A 15,239-nucleotide genomic window follows, 5' to 3' on the forward strand; every position below is an offset into this window, starting at 1 on the left:
AAATCACCTGATAAAGCTTCTTATGGGTATGCGAATATAGATAAGTCAAGCAAGATATGCCTCCCCGGCATAACAGGTAAGATTGCATAGTAGTTTTGTCGTGTTTTATTTTGTGTTTGTGTTGTGACGGTGCTGCGATGTGAATCGAGGTGCCGTTTTTTTGTTATAACCGCTTTGGGGTTATAACCAGGGATTATCCGACATAATAAAATTCTGTGATTCAGTCTGCCGGAAAATGTCTTCCTTTGCAAAAAAGAAATAATTAAGTATCACTTAAATCAAATCATTTATGTTCAATGAAAAGAGAAGTAGCATGCTGCACGGTGTCCTGTTGATAGCATTATTTTCTTGTGCTGCATTTTATATTGGCGAGATGTCTTTTGTAAGAAGTATTTCTTTCAGTCCGATGATTGTCGGTATCATTTTGGGTATGCTTTATGCCAATAGTCTGCGAAACCACCTTCCGGAAACGTGGGTGCCGGGAATCCAGTTTTGCTCAAAGAAGATTCTGCGTATCGGTATCATTTTATATGGTTTCAGATTGACTTTTCAGGATGTGATGGCTATCGGATTGCCGGCTATGCTGATCGATGTGATTATTGTGGCTGTGACTATTTGTGGCGGCATCTATCTTGGTAAGCTGCTGAAGATGGACCGTGGAATCGCATTGCTTACTTCCATCGGAAGTGGAATTTGTGGAGCCGCCGCTATTCTGGGGGCTGAATCGACCATCAAGGCAAAGCCATATAAAACGGCTGTGTCCGTGTCTACTGTCGTGATTTTCGGTACTATTTCCATGTTTCTGTATCCTTTCTTGTACCGGAACGGACTTTGTGCACTGACTCCCGATCAGATGGGGATTTATACGGGGGCTACTCTGCATGAGGTTGCTCATGTAGTAGGTGCCGGAGATGCGATGGGAAACGGTATTTCGGATTCTGCCATCATAGTGAAAATGATTCGTGTGATGATGTTGGTTCCTGTGCTTCTGATTACTACCTATCTGGTGGCGAGAGCGCGGAAAAGACAAGTGCAGAAAGGACAGAAGTTTCAGAAGATTGCGGTGCCCTGGTTTGCAATAGGCTTTATGGGTGTCATCGCTTTCAATTCTTTTGATTTGCTTCCTGCGCAGTTGGTGGCAGGTATTAACACACTGGATACCATTTTGCTGACAATGGCTATGACGGCACTCGGGACAGAAACAAGCATCGATAAATTCAGAAAGGCCGGAGCCAAACCTTTCGTACTGGCTCTTTTACTTTATGTGTGGCTGGTAGTCGGCGGATATTTCCTTGTGAAGTATCTCACTCCTTATCTGATGTAGGAGAAATCATCAGATGTAAGGGAAAAACGTCTCCTTGCAAAATACTTATTATCACTTTCACCGCAAATTGTACAATCTTGGACGGATAAATTAAGTGTCGGTCACTGAGAACTTCCCATTTTATCTGTATGATAGATACAATTTGTGGCGAAAGTGATGCGTTTCATCCGGGCAGGCTATATTTATCGCTTTTCTTTCGGATAGTTAGGACCGTAAAGCATCGTTTTTTTGCGGACAACCAATTGACCGTCTTTCACAAATTCCTCTCCCCGTTCACTGAGGTGGCGGATCATTTCTGCACGCATGCCTGCCAGCAGCTTTTTATATTTCTTGTCGTTCATAGCATTATGCAGTTCTTTAGGATCTTTGGCAAGGTCAAACAATTGCTCTTCACCTGTATAGAAGTACCAGATATATTTAATCTTTCCGTCGGTCAAGGCACACCAATAGTTGTCATCACTGTAGCAAGTGGCATGTTCCAGATCAATGTATTTGCGCCATTCCGTTTCTGTGCCTTTAGCCAAAGATAGCAGAGAGCGTCCGTCTATGTCGGTGGGGACGGAGGTTCCCGCTATTTCGAGGAAAGTTGGCAGCAGGTCACGAAGTTCTACGGGATTATCCACCTTGCCGGGAACGACTTGCGCTTTGGCTGGCCATTTAATAATATAAGGTATGTGCGTAGATCCTTCATACGGGTAAGTCTTCCGCCAGTGGTAGTGATCTCCCATCATATCTCCATGATCGGAAACGAAAATGATAAGGGAATTATCATACATCCCCTTGTCTTTTAAGGTCTGGAGGACACGCCCTATCTGTTCGTCTATGAAAGTGATGTTGGCATAATAATAGCGTTTGGAGTGACGTGCATATTCATTTCCGAAGTTGCCGTAGGGAGCATCTTTGGCTGCTTTTTCGGGGTCCAGTTCTTTAGCGTATTTCCCACACCAGTCACCAATGACGGGATCGGGAACCTGTGCATCCTTATACATGTCGAGAAAGCGTTGAGGCGGGTCGTACGGGCTGTGGGGACGGGCAAAGGAAACTTTCAGAAATAAAGGCTGATTGCCGTTATCATAATTCTGTATCATCTGACAAGCCATTTCACCGGTCCAATAAGTAGGGTGCAGACTTTCTTTCAGTTTATAGGTAGCTGCTCCGTGATCGTTCCATCCGATTCCGGTTTCATCCGGGTTCTTTCCCGGTGCTTGTATTTGAAACCATAAGCGATAGTCACTGATGAAATTCGGATCTTCCCGGCGTCCGCTTTCATCCAGCAGCGTTCCTTCGAAACCGTGTTTGATTCGTTGCGGATGCCAGTGCATTTTTCCGATACCGAAGGTATAATATCCGGCATCTTTCAGCATCTGAGGCATTTCGTGGTTGTACTTGGGGGCAACTTTGCCATATCCTAACAAGCCATGATGCCAGGGAGACTGTCCGGTCAACAGTCCGGCACGGGCAGGGGTACTGCTGGGACACGAAGAATATCCGTTCATAAACAACGTTCCTTCGCTTGCCAAAGCGTCCAGATGGGGGGAGATTACAGATTCATTACCCATGGATCCCATGGCGTCGCCACGTTGCTGATCGGTCATAATTAAGATAATGTGCGGTTGGTTTTGTGCATAGGCCAAAGATGAGCACAATCCGGCCGTGACGGCAAATGTACATTTCAGGTTAATCATATTTTCAGGTTTTTCATAATGTAATACTGCAAAGGTATAAAGTTTTATCTATTTTGCGTGAAAGCATTTCTGCTTTTTATATGAAAAAAGAAACTGTTTCAGAAACAGGTGGGGGCACCTGTACTGAAACAGTCTCTTTTATTATAGGTAATCGCCTATAACTTATAAAGGCATATTTCCATGTTTTTTAGGCGGATTCGTCTGCATCTTGTTCTCTGTCATTTCCAGTGCCTGGATCAGACGTTTGCGGGTTTGTCTCGGATAGATGATTTCATCGATGAATCCTAGTTCGGCAGCTTGGTAGGGAGTGGCAAACTTTTCCTGTAGGCTTCCAGTTCTTTATCTTTTGTCTCTGCATCCGCTTTGCGGAACAGGATGTTTACCGCACCTTCCGCACCCATGACTGCGATTTCCGCACTCGGATAAGCGAAGTTCACATCTGCACCTGTCTGTTTGGAGTTCATCACAATATACGCGCCACCGTATGCCTTGCGGGTAATGACTGTCAGTTTGGGAACGGTAGCTTCGGCAAACGCATAAACGATTTTAGCACCGTGGCGGATGATACCGTTGTTCTCCTGCGTATATCCGGGAAGAAATCCCGGCACATCTTCGAAAGTAATCAACGGAATGTTGAAACAGTCGCAGAAACGGATGAAGCGGCTTGCCTTGTCGCTGGCGTCAATGTCGAGAACACCGGCAAGGTAGGCCGGCTGATTGGCGACAATACCAACCGAACGGCCTGCCAGACGTGCAAAACCGATGATGATATTCTTTGCGAAGTTAGTCATTACTTCGAAGAAATAGCCGTTATCTACTACCCGTTCGATGATATCCTTCATGTCGTATGGTACATTCGGGTCTGCGGGGACGATGGTGTCGAGTACGGCATCTTCACGGTTGGTCTCGTCAGTACAGTTCTGCTTTTTCGTTTCGTCCATATTATTCTGAGGCAAGAAGGAAAGCAGTTCGCGAATGCTCATCAACAGTTCTTCTTCGGTATTGCACATAAAGTGAGTGACACCGCTTTTACTGCTGTGTGTCATGGCACCGCCCAGTTCTTCTTTGCTTACCTCTTCGTGAATCACAGTCTTTACCACATCCGGACCTGTCACAAACATGTGACTCTTTTCTTTCACCATAAAGATGAAGTCGGTGAGGGCAGGAGAGTAGCAGGCGCCTCCGGCACACGGACCAAGAATAGCCGAAATCTGAGGAATCACCCCGCTTGCCATTGTGTTCTGATAGAAAATATCCGCATAGCCGGAAAGGCTTTCAATTCCTTCCTGAATACGTGCACCTCCGGAATCATTCAGCGCAATTATCGGAGCACCGTTCTTCAATGCCAGTTGCTGCACTTTCACAATCTTTTTCGCGTTCGAAGCAGACAGTGAACCTCCGTAGACTGTAAAGTCGTAGGCATAAACAAATACCTGGCGCCCGTCAATCTTTCCGTAACCGGATACGATGCCGTCTCCCGGAATCTTGTTTTTGTCCATGCCATAGTTGGTGCAGCGGTGAACCATCAACTTGTCCAGTTCAACAAAAGTACCTTTGTCGAGCAGCATTTCGATACGCTCGCGGGCAGTCATCTTTCCGTTTTCGTGTTGCTTTTCAATCTTTTCCACGCCCCCACCGAGGGAAGCGATGCGGTCACGTTCCTGGAACGTGGCGTATGCTTTATTTATTTCTTCCATGATGCAATCCGTTTTTAGTATTATACAATCGGCTCTAATGTTATTAATGTCTGGTCACCGGTGATGTTGTCGCCTTCTTGAACCAGAATTTCCTTGATGCGGCAATCTGAAGTCACTTTGTAGTTGCTCTGCATTTTCATGGCTTCGATGACGATGACGGTATCTCCCGTTTTCATTTCCTGCCCTGCCGTAACAGGGATTTTCACCACCTTTCCCGGCATTGGGGAAGTGATGCGGTCGTTCTGTTCATCTTCGCCTTTCTTGCGCATACGCAGATACTTTGCCTGGCTGTCCACGATTTCAACATTGAAACTGCTATAATGCGTATTTACCTTATAGCTTTTACCGTTTTCGCGGCGAATCAGTTGTGCGTTTGCGCTGCGACCGTCCATCAGAATATTGCAGGTGCCATTTTCGGCCATCACAACATCTGCTTCAAACGGTTTTCCGTCAATGGTAAGTACCACTTTATTGTCTTCCTTGCTGACGAGCTCTATTTCCGCTACGCGGTCTCCTATATGAATTTCCATAATTGAATGCTGTTTTTAGTTTAGATACGAAGTACACCTTTGTGCAAACCGAATTCTTTCCATTTGCTGATGGGACGGTTGTCCGTTGCGTCACCTCTGTTTTCTTCAAGATTCATCAGATAATCCATGTAGGCAGCAATCATGGCAATATTTTCGGCACGTTCGCTGGTGCGCATGATGCATTGTTGCAGATGTTCGCCGTTCTTGGTGATAAAGCCTGTGTCGTAATGACCTTCCACGAAATCCGGTGTGTCCATGATGGCACGTAGGTAGCTGATATTGTTCTTTACACCTGTCAGTTTATACTCATGGAGTACGCGGCGCATCCGTTCGATGGCATATTCGCGGTTGGTAGCCCATACGATCAGTTTGCCGATCATCGGGTCATAATAGATCGGGATTTCATATCCTTCGTAAACGTAACTGTCGATACGAACACCGATTCCGTTCGGTTCTGTAATCTGTTTGATGATTCCTGGGCTCGGCATGAAGTTCATTTCCGTGTCTTCGGCACAAATACGGCATTCGATGGCATGGCCGCGCTGTTGGATATCTTTCTGTTTCAGCTGGAGCACTTGTCCGTCGGCAACTTTGATCTGCTCTTTCACCAAGTCCACTCCGACCACTTCTTCCGTTATCGGATGTTCTACTTGCAGACGGGTGTTCATTTCGAGGAAGTAATAATTGCGATGCTTGTCGACCAAGAACTCAATCGTGCCTGCACCGATATAGTTGACCGCTTTGGCCGCGGCTACCGCCTTTTCACCCATATCTTTACGCAGTTCGGGAGTCACGAAAACCGATGGCGTCTCTTCCACAATCTTTTGGTTGCGGCGCTGTACGGAACATTCGCGTTCGCACAGGTGAATCACGTTTCCGTGTTTGTCGCCCAGAATCTGAAATTCAATGTGATGAGGTTCCTCCACGAACTTCTCCAGATAAACGGTATCGTCGCCAAAAGAAGAAAGTGACTCGCTCTTGGCAGTTGTATAAGCCTCTTCCACCTCTTCCGCACTGTGGATAAGGCGCATACCTTTTCCGCCGCCGCCCATAGATGCTTTCAGCATCACCGGATAACCGATCTTGTTGCAGAGTTCTACGGCTTCTTCCACACTTTTCAGATTCTCCTGTGTGCCGGGAACGACAGGGACTCCTGCCTCGATCATTTTAATACGGGCGGATATCTTGTCGCCCATTGCCTCCATCGTTTCGGGGTCCGGTCCGATAAAAATAATATTTTCTTCCTGACAGCGTCGGGCGAAAGTTGCGTTTTCGGACAGGAAACCATATCCCGGATGAATAGCGTCAGCATGGCATTCCTTTGCCACTTCGATGATTTTTTCTATATTCAGATAACTTTCTTTGGATGCTGCCGGTCCTACGCAATAAGCTTCGTCTGCATAGAGCACGTGCTTCGCGGTCCGGTCTGCTTCGGAGAAAATTGCGATACTCGTTATCTCCATTTCCCGGCAGGAGCGCATCACCCTTATGGCAATTTCACCGCGATTGGCTACTAAGATTTTTTTTATCATACTTTACTCAATTAAGTACATACTTATTTAATGCCTTCCCATCTTCACAGACATAGTCCATCCGACAGAAACACAGTATTTTCTTGATTTGGGGCTTAACAAATGATGTTCTTTCTCCTAACCCACGAGGCAGAAGAACGCTTTACGCGAAGTGGCAGGTCTTCTGACTGACTCTTGTCTTATAGTGCCTTCCCAAAATAACATCAGTGGCGATAAATTAGTTCATTAATAAGACATTGTATAGAGCTTCACAGCAGCGGGACTGTACGGGATTTACACCCGATTCCCTTTTAATCGTCATCCGTTGGACACGGACTCCGAACCATTTCGGGGGGCAAAGATAAATAAATATTGAATACTGTGTTCTATTTTTGCACGAAAGTTTCAGTTTTGTGCAATGAATACTCCGGCAGATATTTCCTCTCCTTTACTTTTCCAATAGAACTAAATCTCTGTGTATTAATGTTTATGCGTTAAACCTTCCTCTTTTTGTATTGTTAAGACTCCCACTAATTAATTAAAAGGAGAATCGATATGAAAGAAAAGAAAATAGCTCGTGATACGAGAAACAGAGAGAAACTGGCGGGTGATGACTGGGTAATGGCAGAATTTTATGCAACGTGGTGTCCTCACTGCCAGCGTATGCAGCCTTTGATAAAAGAGTTCAAGAAAGAGATGGAAGGGATAGTCGAGGTAGTACAGGTAGACGTAGACGAGGAAAGTGATCTCGCTAATTTCTATACCATTGAATCCACTCCCACATTCATTCTTTTCAGAAAAGGTGAACAGCTCTGGAGACAATCCGGTGAACTGACGCTGGAAAGATTGGGAAGAGCGGTCAAAGAGTTTAAATCTTGAAAAAGTATTAATAAAAAGGGATGCTTTTCTATGAAAGTTTTAAATCGTGTTATGAAACATACTTTTTTATTTGGATAATTTGCTAATAACACAGAAGTCCGTATCTTTGCACTGTGTTTTTCATAGTATTAGATTTAAGGTTAACAAAGGTTGGAGCAAGGCGTTGCTCCTTTTTTTATGCCCGTACCCCGGCTTTCTGTTCGGAGCGGTCTTTATTTCGCCAGCCTTAGTTCGTACAGACAAGCCTGTACTTCCTCCGGACTGCCTGTATGCTTTCCTTCGTCATCCGATAGTTTGATGCATTCTCTCCATTCCTGATTGACATTCATTTTGCATTGCGTGAGTTTCATGACAATGTTGGAAGGGGTAAATCCTGTATCATTCGTAAGATTGGTGCCGATTCCGAAGGAACAGCGAATCTTGTCCTTGCAGTATTCCTGAATTTCCAGTGCTTTCGTGAAGTCGAGAGCGTTGCTGAAGACGATAGTTTTGGTAGTGGCATCGATGCCCAGTTCTTTATAGCGGGCTACCAGCTTATCGATAAAATCAAACTCATTGCCGGAATCGCAGCGCACTCCGTCGAATAGCTTGGCCTGCTTGCGGCTGAGATTGCTCAGGAATATTCCTGAAGTATAAGTGTCGGACAGCGCAATGCCCAAATCTCCGTCGTATACATTCACCCAGTTTTCGAGCGCCATATAGTTGGCGTGCTTATATCCGAACTGTGCCCCATGAAACATGAACCACTCATGCGGATGAGTTCCCATCATTTTCATGCCGTACTTCATGGCAAAATAGCAATTGGAAGTTCCGGTACAGTATTTGGCCGTATCATTCAGCCGTTTGATCACCGTCTCCTGTACGTCGATTGAGAATCTTCTCCGCGTGCCGAACTCCGAGAAGCGGAGCTGGTGCTGATTGGACAATTCCACTTTCTCCGACAATTTGCAGAGTATCTCGCTCATATCGGGTACATTGCCGAAAAACTTGTTTTTGATTTCGGATACGATGGCGAGCAGCGGTACTTCATACAGTGTGACTTTATAAAGAAAATCGCTGACTTCAATATGCAGCCGGCCCGTTGTGTCCAGATGAATATCGATCTTGTCCGGATCAAAACGGAAAGAAGACAGCCATTCCCAATAGACTCTCGGAAGAAACCGGCAATTGCGTGTCATGTATTCCAGTTCCTCTTCCGTAAGTCTCAACCGGCTGAGTTTGTTGAATTCGCTTTTGAGCGCTTCCAGAAACTCTTCGGTATATTCAGTTTCGTTTCTGTCGTTGAAACTGAAAGTACCCATTGCGTAAGGGAATAATTTGATATAAGCGTACGAGGTGGTAAACTTATAGAGGTCCGTATCCAGCAGTGTTCTTACAATCATACCGTTTATTCTTTAATATGTAAAACGTTGTAAAGTTAGTATTTGTTGGACAATCCTACTGATTAATTGGCAATAATTCCTTCTTTTAGTAAGTTAATCCCACTTTTAGGGTGATGGAGTGGTGAGACAGTTCTTCCTTGAATTCAGTATGGAAATATTCATCGGTCCGCTGTTTCAGCCTTTCCAGTTGCTGTATTTCATAGCCTAAGGCAATATTCATTTTTAGTTTTGAGTGAGCTTTACCTGTGCTCCTACAGATGGTGAAAGATAGAATCCGCCATTGGTTTCTTTGGCAGCCGCCAATGAGCCGCCGATGTTGCATTCCAGATAGGGAGTAAGTTTCTTTGGCCGCGTCATGAAGAACTGTGCATTGGCATACAGCGGAATAAGAGCTTTTTCATAGATGGACAGTCCGCTTCCTGCGCCGATGGTAAATCGTTGCCCGATGTGATAGTGTGCTATGATCTGCCAGTTGAAGGGCGTTTGAGATGGTTGGCCCATAGAAAGTCCCGTGCCGATATAGGTCGTATAGGAGAAATGTTTGCTGTCTGTCTGCCCGTCAGCGTGTATGACAATAAGGAATAGCAGAGTCAGAGTGAAGATGAAGTGTTTCATAAGGATATGAGGATGAATGTTTATAGATATATATTTGCAAGCGTTGAGTACTGATTTTAGGATATTTTCGCTTTCCATGGCGGTGATGCTTCAACAAAATAGGCGAAAAAATACTTTTTTTAGGAATAAGCTTCTTTATAACCAATCAATTATGGCTGTAAACCGTAAGACGCAAAATACGTATATGATTATTATACAGTATGATACGGATTACTATATTCTCAATCATTCTCATGGTGATGAGAAAAAATTCTCACCACTATGAGAAAAGTTTCTCATCGCATTGAGAAAAAGTTCTCACCGCAATGAGAATTTTTTCTCAAAGGCGTGAGAATTTTTTCTCGTTAAAGAGAGAACGGATGCTTATAGTAATAACCTGCTCATAGTTGCAGCCTTTTATTTACTTTGCTTATTGGATATGAATGGTTATACTCTTGACGATATGCAGTGCTGTGGTAAGTGAAGAGGTATCGGTTACGATCTCTCCGTTGCTGCCATCGGGGCTGCTGTGTCCGATTAGTTTAGCTGTAAATTCTTTCTTGCCGGACGTCAGGTCAACTTCTGCGGCATAGACCAGAGCCGGCTGGCCGCTTCCTTCTTTTCCGCCGGTGTAGTTGGCGTCCCCTTCTTTGGCGGATTTAGGGAATGCTTCATTGAAATCTGTCGAATGATTGATTTCTGCTTTGACGACGAACTGCTTCTGTTTTCCCGTGGAGACCATTTTCACTTGGAAGCTTCCCTGCGGAGTCGCTCCGGTGATTCCATCGACCAGTGGAGACTTCTTTGTCGGAAGATATAAGCCGTCCTCCGATTCTACTCCTCTCTGATAACACCAGTGGGGCAGCGCCTCTTTTCTCCGGTTACCGCCGGAGAACTGCCAGGATTGAGTAGCGATTTTATGTGTCACATACACAGTGGACAGATAATGTCCCTTCATATCTTCCGTCCAGATAGCGATTTGTGGCGGATTCTTTTTGTTGATCCCCAGAAAGAGAGGAAATTTGTGCAGCCATTCTTCTCCCTTTTCGATAGAGATTTTGAGGTCATTGCTGTTGTACTCTACCAAATCCTGATTGCATCCGGTACTAAATAAGGCGATCAGCCATACTCCCATCATTGTCATCTTGTTCATTTGATTTTGTTTATTTCTGTAGCCAAAGGTCTACCAATAGATTAATTCCTGTTTCCAGTTGTTCCCAACCGTTTTCTTCCTGTATTCTGAGTCCGTTGTAGACCGGACAGTTCTCTTCGAGTAATACCAGATAACTGATGGCTGCCGTTACAATGGAAGCTACGGCGGCCGTCTCTTTTTGCGGATGTCTGGAGAGCCGGCTCACTGCTTCTACCAGTCGGATACCTTTCTCTTCCCGTATCTCGCGCAGTTCTCTGACGAATTTGTTATTCGTCGTCAACTCCCAGCGGTAAAGGCGTTTCAGCGTATAGCTTTTCCTTAATTCCATAATCTGCCTTCTGAATACCTGCTTGATAAAAGTGCCGATATGTTCCGGGTCCGGCAATTCTTCGTCGAAGTTAATCCAGTAATCATTTTGCTGGATATAGGCAGCTATCAATCCGTCCAGCGAATTGAAATAGCGGTAAATGAGCATTTTGGCTACTCCGGCTTTGGCTGCCACCGCATTGATTCCCAGTCCTTCGAAACCGCTTTCTTCGATAATGTCATCAACGGCTTTGATCAGTGCCAGCTCCGTTGCCTGCCTGTTTTTGATCATCTCTTTTTCCATTGTCTTATGATGTTGTTACTACTTGGTCACAAAAGTATGTTTCCTATCGGTAACATCGAGGGGAAAAATAGAATTTTTATTTGTTAATTAGAAAAAAAGGCTTTGGAGTATGCTGAGAGGGGGGATGAAGAAGAGAATAAATGGACAGTACATCTGGCTTTATTGGCAAGGAGTAAGATACTTTTTGATAGCCAATCGTTCTTATGATAAAAAGCAGGATATACTGTCCGGGGTATATTTATGATAATTCAACGGTAGGATTGTGAATGGTTAAGCCGCCGTCTACCACAATCGTCTGTCCAGTGATGTATCGTGCATCGTTGGAGGCCAGGAATGCAATGGTGGCGGCAACGTCTTCGGGTTCTCCCAAATAAGGCGTGGCGCACTGTCCCAGAAATATATTGCGTACTTCTTCGTTCAGATTGTCCAGTGCGGCAGGGGTAAGAACCAGTCCCGGTGCTACGGCATTGCAGCGGATATTTTTCTTTCCCATTTGGGTGGCGATATATTTAGTCAGATTGATGACACCTGCTTTGCTGGCTCCGTAGAGGGTGCCGTTGGCGTCGGCTGTCAGCCCGCTTATGGATGCTACATTTACGATATTTCCGCCTCCGTGGGTGGTCATGATGGGAATGACCTGCTGAGAAAGATACATCGTGCAGCAAAGGTTCAGATGGAATACTTCGTCGAAGTAATCGATATCCAGCTTTTCGATATTCAGATCACGTTTGGGGTCGGTTCCGCCTACGTTGTTTATAAGTACATCTATCTGACCGTATTCCTTCATGGCGAAATCAACCAGCTCTTTACAGCTTTGGAGTTCGGTAGCGGAGAAATAGATGGGACGCACGTCGGCCCCTGCTTGAGTGAGTTCGGCGGCAAGCTTGTCGGCCCTTTCCTGCGAATGATCGGCGATGACTACTTTTCCTCCTTCGGAGACGATGCGGCGTGTGGTTGCTTCGCCAATGCCACCGGCAGCACCGGTGATGACGACTACTTTGTTTTCAAATCTTTTCATATATGTTGAGAATTTGATGATTACCTTCCTCTAAGTAACAGCTAATGAATGGATTTGTTGTTGCCTGTAAACTCTTATTAATAGGAATCGGCAACAGATTCGAAAACTTTTGCATCTCATTCAGTTTTATAGGCTAAATATTTAAGAAGACTGCTAAATGTTAACATGAAGTTGCTTATTTGTTAATGCGGTTCTGATTCTATTAAACCATGTTATAAGATGTCCCGTTTTAGCCGGAAAATTTGGAGATGAGGCAAAAGTCCGTATCTTTGTACTGTGTTTTTCATAGTATTAGATTTAAGGTTAACAAAGATTGGCTGTCTGGGATAGATAGCCTTTTTTTTGTTCTTATGCGAAGGAATTATTTGGAGTCCGGGCGTGATTCAGAATAATGAATATTGATTGCTTCGCAGACTTTTCATTTCCCGTTCCTTCACTACATCATCTTCTGCCGGATGCCCGATCAGCAAAGGCGAGTTCCTGTCATGCTTCTTAGTGTTATATTCCACGCTGTTGTAATTGCCTTTGATGGCGTAACAATAGATGCATCCGTTGAGGCAACTTTCATAAGTGCCTATGTCGATACTTTCAATGCAATTGCAGACATTCCGCTGATTTTTGTCTTTTTTGGCAAAGATGGGGTAACCGGTGATTCTTTCGATCAGTTCTTTGTCGATACACAGTCCGGCAGGGATTCCCAAATGTCTCAGATCAACTTTGGAGGTGCAGGTATCCAGTTGGATAGCAGGATATTCGTTGATGGTATTCCTGAAAGAGACGGCTATTTCTTCAATCTCCTCTTTTCGCAACGGCTGTATGTTGAACTGGCCGACTGCGGTGCGGATATGCTGGTAATGGTCAATAAATCCCAGCATACACTTTTCGGTATGGTCTTTAAGTCTGTAGGCAATTTGGGCGAATGCCTCCTTATGGAAAGAAACGTCGTACTCTTCATTGGTCAGTATCGGGTCATAGCGCCAGATCACTTTCTCTTTTCCTATTTTATCCGAAAGGCGTTTGAATATGTCTATTCGTTTGTCGATAGACGGCAGATTATTTTCTAATTTCTCTCCGTAAGGATTGAGGGTGAACTGAAAGTAGTATTTGTAGTCTTGCAGATGATCCAGTTTATCAATCATCGGAGCAGGATTCTTGGTCCAGAACACGATGCAATCTACCACAGCAGGATGTAAGCTGACCTTGCTGATCATTTTAGGATTAAAAGGATTGGGAACTAACACGTATCCTTCTTTAATCCGGTTGAAGAACCATTGCGAATAGAATGCCGGAATATCTGTCCGGCGGCTGGCGCTAATTATCATATTTCAAAGTTACGGTAAAATTGGTTGTATTGCAATAATTCCGTGATGAAAAATAATCAATAGAACGGATGGATGGGAGAATAGAGCATACTGATAAAGGTTTAATAAGAGATGAGAGGAAAAAGCGGACTTAGTTGCTTTTTCAAGAATCTCTTTAAGCAGGAACTGTGAATGAATATGTTAAATGTTAACATGAAAAGTCTGAAATGTTAATGCGCTTCCGAGAATATTAAACCGTGTTATATTATCGTCCGATTCGGCTCTGAAATTTGCTATTTACTTGAAAGGTGGTATATTTGTACTGTGTTTTTTTCATAAGTATTAGATTTAAGGTTAACAAAAGATTGGTTGCTCGTGATGAGTAGCCATTTTTTGTTTTTATACGTCGATAATTGTTTATTCTTTAATCATCGTTAATAGCATCTTGAATTTTTCCACCGCTGTAAGTGTATGTGATACCTATTATTTGTACATAACAAAAATCGTCTTTTATTGTTATAGTACGAAAAGTAACTAATAAGGAGAACATTATGAAAAAGAAATTTTTATTGTTTGGAGCACTGGTCGGTGCTTTGCTGTTGTCTTCCTGTTCGGGGGGAAGTAAAAAGCAGACTGTATCCTCGGAAAGTACGGAGGAATTGGATAATGCCAGTAAGGTGATCAATTATTATCATATGTCACTTGCTGTATTGAGGCATGTGGCTAATGCGAAAGATATAAACGCAGTGTTGGGATACATGGAACAAACTGGGAAAGTGCCTGAAGTTGAACCGATTGCACCTCCGGAAATAGCTGCGCGTGATACAGCGGAATTGTTGGATCCGGGAGACTATTTTAATCCGGAAGTCCGTCAGAATCTAAAGCAGAATTATGCCGGATTGTTTAATGTGCGGACACAGTTCTATGATAACTTCAATAAATTTCTTGCTTATAAGAAGTCGAAAGATACAGCAAAAACGGCTCAGCTTCTGAATGAAAACTATAAGTTGAGCGTAGAACTGTCCGAGTATAAGCAAGTGATTTTTGATATTCTAAGTCCTTTGACCGAACAAGCGGAGAGTGAACTTTTGGCTGATGAGCCGTTGAAAGATCAGATAATGGCGATGCGCAAGATGTCAGGCACGGTGCAGAGCATAATGAATTTGTATTCCCGCAAACATGCAATGGACGGAATGCGGATTGATTTGAAAATGGCGGAACTGGAGAAGGAACTGAAGGCTGCGGAAAAAATTCCGGCTGTTACCGGTTATGATGAAGAACTGAAGAATTTTCAGAGTTTCCTCTCTACCGTTAAGTCCTTTATGAATGATATGCAGAAGGCAAGAAGTAAAGGCGCATATTCGGACAAAGAATATCAGGCGATGTCAGAAGCCTATGAATACGGGCTTTCTGTTATTTGAAATAAATACGATTTTTGGTAGGGCTGTCTCATGATTCTATAATGGGGCAGCTTCTTTTTTGTCAGAATGTCTCTTTTTTACAATACAGATTCAAAGAGACTCTCTACTTTTGCTTCCATAATTAAAAAAGTGAT

General features: G+C 44.0%; 13 protein-coding genes, 1 pseudogene and 1 riboswitch. Of the genes and pseudogenes, 3 read left to right on the forward strand and 11 right to left on the reverse strand.

Annotation, left to right across the window (positions count from 1 at the left end; genetic code table 11):
* Positions 1-289 precede the first annotated feature (289 nt).
* Entirely contained in the window at positions 290-1,324 is a 1,035-nt protein-coding gene (locus HMPREF9007_RS15630; RefSeq protein WP_032850295.1) for a YeiH family protein, read from the forward strand.
* Between the two features lie 182 nt (positions 1,325-1,506).
* Here the strand turns inward: HMPREF9007_RS15630 and HMPREF9007_RS15625 are convergent, their stop codons facing one another.
* From HMPREF9007_RS15625 to accC, 4 genes and pseudogenes are all read right to left on the reverse strand, one after another.
* Positions 1,507-3,009: an arylsulfatase gene (locus HMPREF9007_RS15625; protein WP_008761154.1), complete on the reverse strand. Its 1,503-nt coding sequence runs from the start codon at positions 3,007-3,009 to the stop codon at positions 1,507-1,509.
* Between the two features lie 162 nt (positions 3,010-3,171).
* Positions 3,172-4,706 (reverse strand): annotated as a pseudogene (locus HMPREF9007_RS15620) (acyl-CoA carboxylase subunit beta).
* A 20-nt stretch (positions 4,707-4,726) separates the two neighbouring features.
* Positions 4,727-5,236, reverse strand: coding sequence for an acetyl-CoA carboxylase biotin carboxyl carrier protein subunit (locus HMPREF9007_RS15615; protein ID WP_008761156.1), 510 nt, complete (start codon positions 5,234-5,236; stop codon positions 4,727-4,729).
* Positions 5,237-5,256: 20 nt separating this feature from the next.
* Positions 5,257-6,768 (reverse strand): acetyl-CoA carboxylase biotin carboxylase subunit, encoded by a 1,512-nt coding sequence (accC, locus tag HMPREF9007_RS15610; protein WP_008761157.1) that lies wholly within the window; start codon positions 6,766-6,768, stop codon positions 5,257-5,259.
* A gap of 135 nt (positions 6,769-6,903) precedes the next feature.
* Positions 6,904-7,110, reverse strand: a riboswitch (cobalamin riboswitch).
* A gap of 192 nt (positions 7,111-7,302) precedes the next feature.
* On the opposite strand from accC, the gene HMPREF9007_RS15605 reads away from it, so the two are divergent.
* A complete protein-coding gene (locus HMPREF9007_RS15605) occupies positions 7,303-7,626 on the forward strand; it encodes a thioredoxin family protein (RefSeq protein WP_008761158.1) in 324 nt (107 codons plus the stop codon).
* Between the two features lie 212 nt (positions 7,627-7,838).
* Here HMPREF9007_RS15605 and pncB read toward each other — a convergent pair whose 3' ends face one another.
* The 7 genes from pncB to HMPREF9007_RS15570 all read right to left on the reverse strand — a co-directional run bounded on the left by pncB (position 7,839) and on the right by HMPREF9007_RS15570 (position 13,705).
* Positions 7,839-9,008: a nicotinate phosphoribosyltransferase gene (gene pncB / locus HMPREF9007_RS15600; RefSeq protein WP_008761159.1), complete on the reverse strand. Its 1,170-nt coding sequence runs from the start codon at positions 9,006-9,008 to the stop codon at positions 7,839-7,841.
* Between the two features lie 85 nt (positions 9,009-9,093).
* Positions 9,094-9,228, reverse strand: coding sequence for a hypothetical protein (locus HMPREF9007_RS27605; RefSeq protein ID WP_277754648.1), 135 nt, complete (start codon positions 9,226-9,228; stop codon positions 9,094-9,096).
* Positions 9,229-9,230: 2 nt separating this feature from the next.
* A complete protein-coding gene (locus HMPREF9007_RS15595) occupies positions 9,231-9,623 on the reverse strand; it encodes a hypothetical protein (RefSeq protein WP_277754649.1) in 393 nt (130 codons plus the stop codon).
* A 409-nt stretch (positions 9,624-10,032) separates the two neighbouring features.
* Positions 10,033-10,755, reverse strand: a complete 723-nt coding sequence (locus tag HMPREF9007_RS15585) for a hypothetical protein (protein ID WP_008761161.1) — start codon at positions 10,753-10,755, stop codon at positions 10,033-10,035.
* Between the two features lie 10 nt (positions 10,756-10,765).
* On the reverse strand, positions 10,766-11,365 hold the full coding sequence (locus HMPREF9007_RS15580; RefSeq protein ID WP_008761162.1) for a TetR family transcriptional regulator: 600 nt from the start codon (positions 11,363-11,365) through the stop codon (positions 10,766-10,768).
* A gap of 238 nt (positions 11,366-11,603) precedes the next feature.
* A complete protein-coding gene (locus HMPREF9007_RS15575; RefSeq protein ID WP_008761163.1) occupies positions 11,604-12,383 on the reverse strand; it encodes an SDR family NAD(P)-dependent oxidoreductase in 780 nt (259 codons plus the stop codon).
* A gap of 383 nt (positions 12,384-12,766) precedes the next feature.
* Positions 12,767-13,705 (reverse strand): DUF1848 domain-containing protein, encoded by a 939-nt coding sequence (locus tag HMPREF9007_RS15570; protein ID WP_008761164.1) that lies wholly within the window; start codon positions 13,703-13,705, stop codon positions 12,767-12,769.
* A 530-nt stretch (positions 13,706-14,235) separates the two neighbouring features.
* Between HMPREF9007_RS15570 and HMPREF9007_RS15565 the strand changes: the two genes are divergently transcribed.
* Positions 14,236-15,105, forward strand: coding sequence for a hypothetical protein (locus HMPREF9007_RS15565; protein ID WP_008761165.1), 870 nt, complete (start codon positions 14,236-14,238; stop codon positions 15,103-15,105).
* Positions 15,106-15,239: the final 134 nt, after the last annotated feature.

Origin of the sequence: Bacteroides sp. 1_1_14 (genome assembly GCF_000162515.1) — a bacterium.
Lineage (GTDB): Bacteria > Bacteroidota > Bacteroidia > Bacteroidales > Bacteroidaceae > Bacteroides > Bacteroides thetaiotaomicron.

Bases quoted from the DNA above. Each gene is read 5' to 3' on its own strand.
- HMPREF9007_RS15630 (WP_032850295.1), top strand. From the start codon at position 290: ATGTTCAATGAAAAGAGAAGTAGCATGCTGCACGGTGTCCTGTTGATA.
- HMPREF9007_RS15625 (WP_008761154.1), bottom strand. From the start codon at position 3,009: ATGATTAACCTGAAATGTACATTTGCCGTCACGGCCGGATTGTGCTCA.
- HMPREF9007_RS15615 (WP_008761156.1), bottom strand. From the start codon at position 5,236: ATGGAAATTCATATAGGAGACCGCGTAGCGGAAATAGAGCTCGTCAGC.
- accC (WP_008761157.1), bottom strand. From the start codon at position 6,768: ATGATAAAAAAAATCTTAGTAGCCAATCGCGGTGAAATTGCCATAAGG.
- HMPREF9007_RS15605 (WP_008761158.1), top strand. From the start codon at position 7,303: ATGAAAGAAAAGAAAATAGCTCGTGATACGAGAAACAGAGAGAAACTG.
- pncB (WP_008761159.1), bottom strand. From the start codon at position 9,008: ATGATTGTAAGAACACTGCTGGATACGGACCTCTATAAGTTTACCACC.
- HMPREF9007_RS27605 (WP_277754648.1), bottom strand. From the start codon at position 9,228: ATGAATATTGCCTTAGGCTATGAAATACAGCAACTGGAAAGGCTGAAA.
- HMPREF9007_RS15595 (WP_277754649.1), bottom strand. From the start codon at position 9,623: ATGAAACACTTCATCTTCACTCTGACTCTGCTATTCCTTATTGTCATA.
- HMPREF9007_RS15585 (WP_008761161.1), bottom strand. From the start codon at position 10,755: ATGAACAAGATGACAATGATGGGAGTATGGCTGATCGCCTTATTTAGT.
- HMPREF9007_RS15580 (WP_008761162.1), bottom strand. From the start codon at position 11,365: ATGGAAAAAGAGATGATCAAAAACAGGCAGGCAACGGAGCTGGCACTG.
- HMPREF9007_RS15575 (WP_008761163.1), bottom strand. From the start codon at position 12,383: ATGAAAAGATTTGAAAACAAAGTAGTCGTCATCACCGGTGCTGCCGGT.
- HMPREF9007_RS15570 (WP_008761164.1), bottom strand. From the start codon at position 13,705: ATGATAATTAGCGCCAGCCGCCGGACAGATATTCCGGCATTCTATTCG.
- HMPREF9007_RS15565 (WP_008761165.1), top strand. From the start codon at position 14,236: ATGAAAAAGAAATTTTTATTGTTTGGAGCACTGGTCGGTGCTTTGCTG.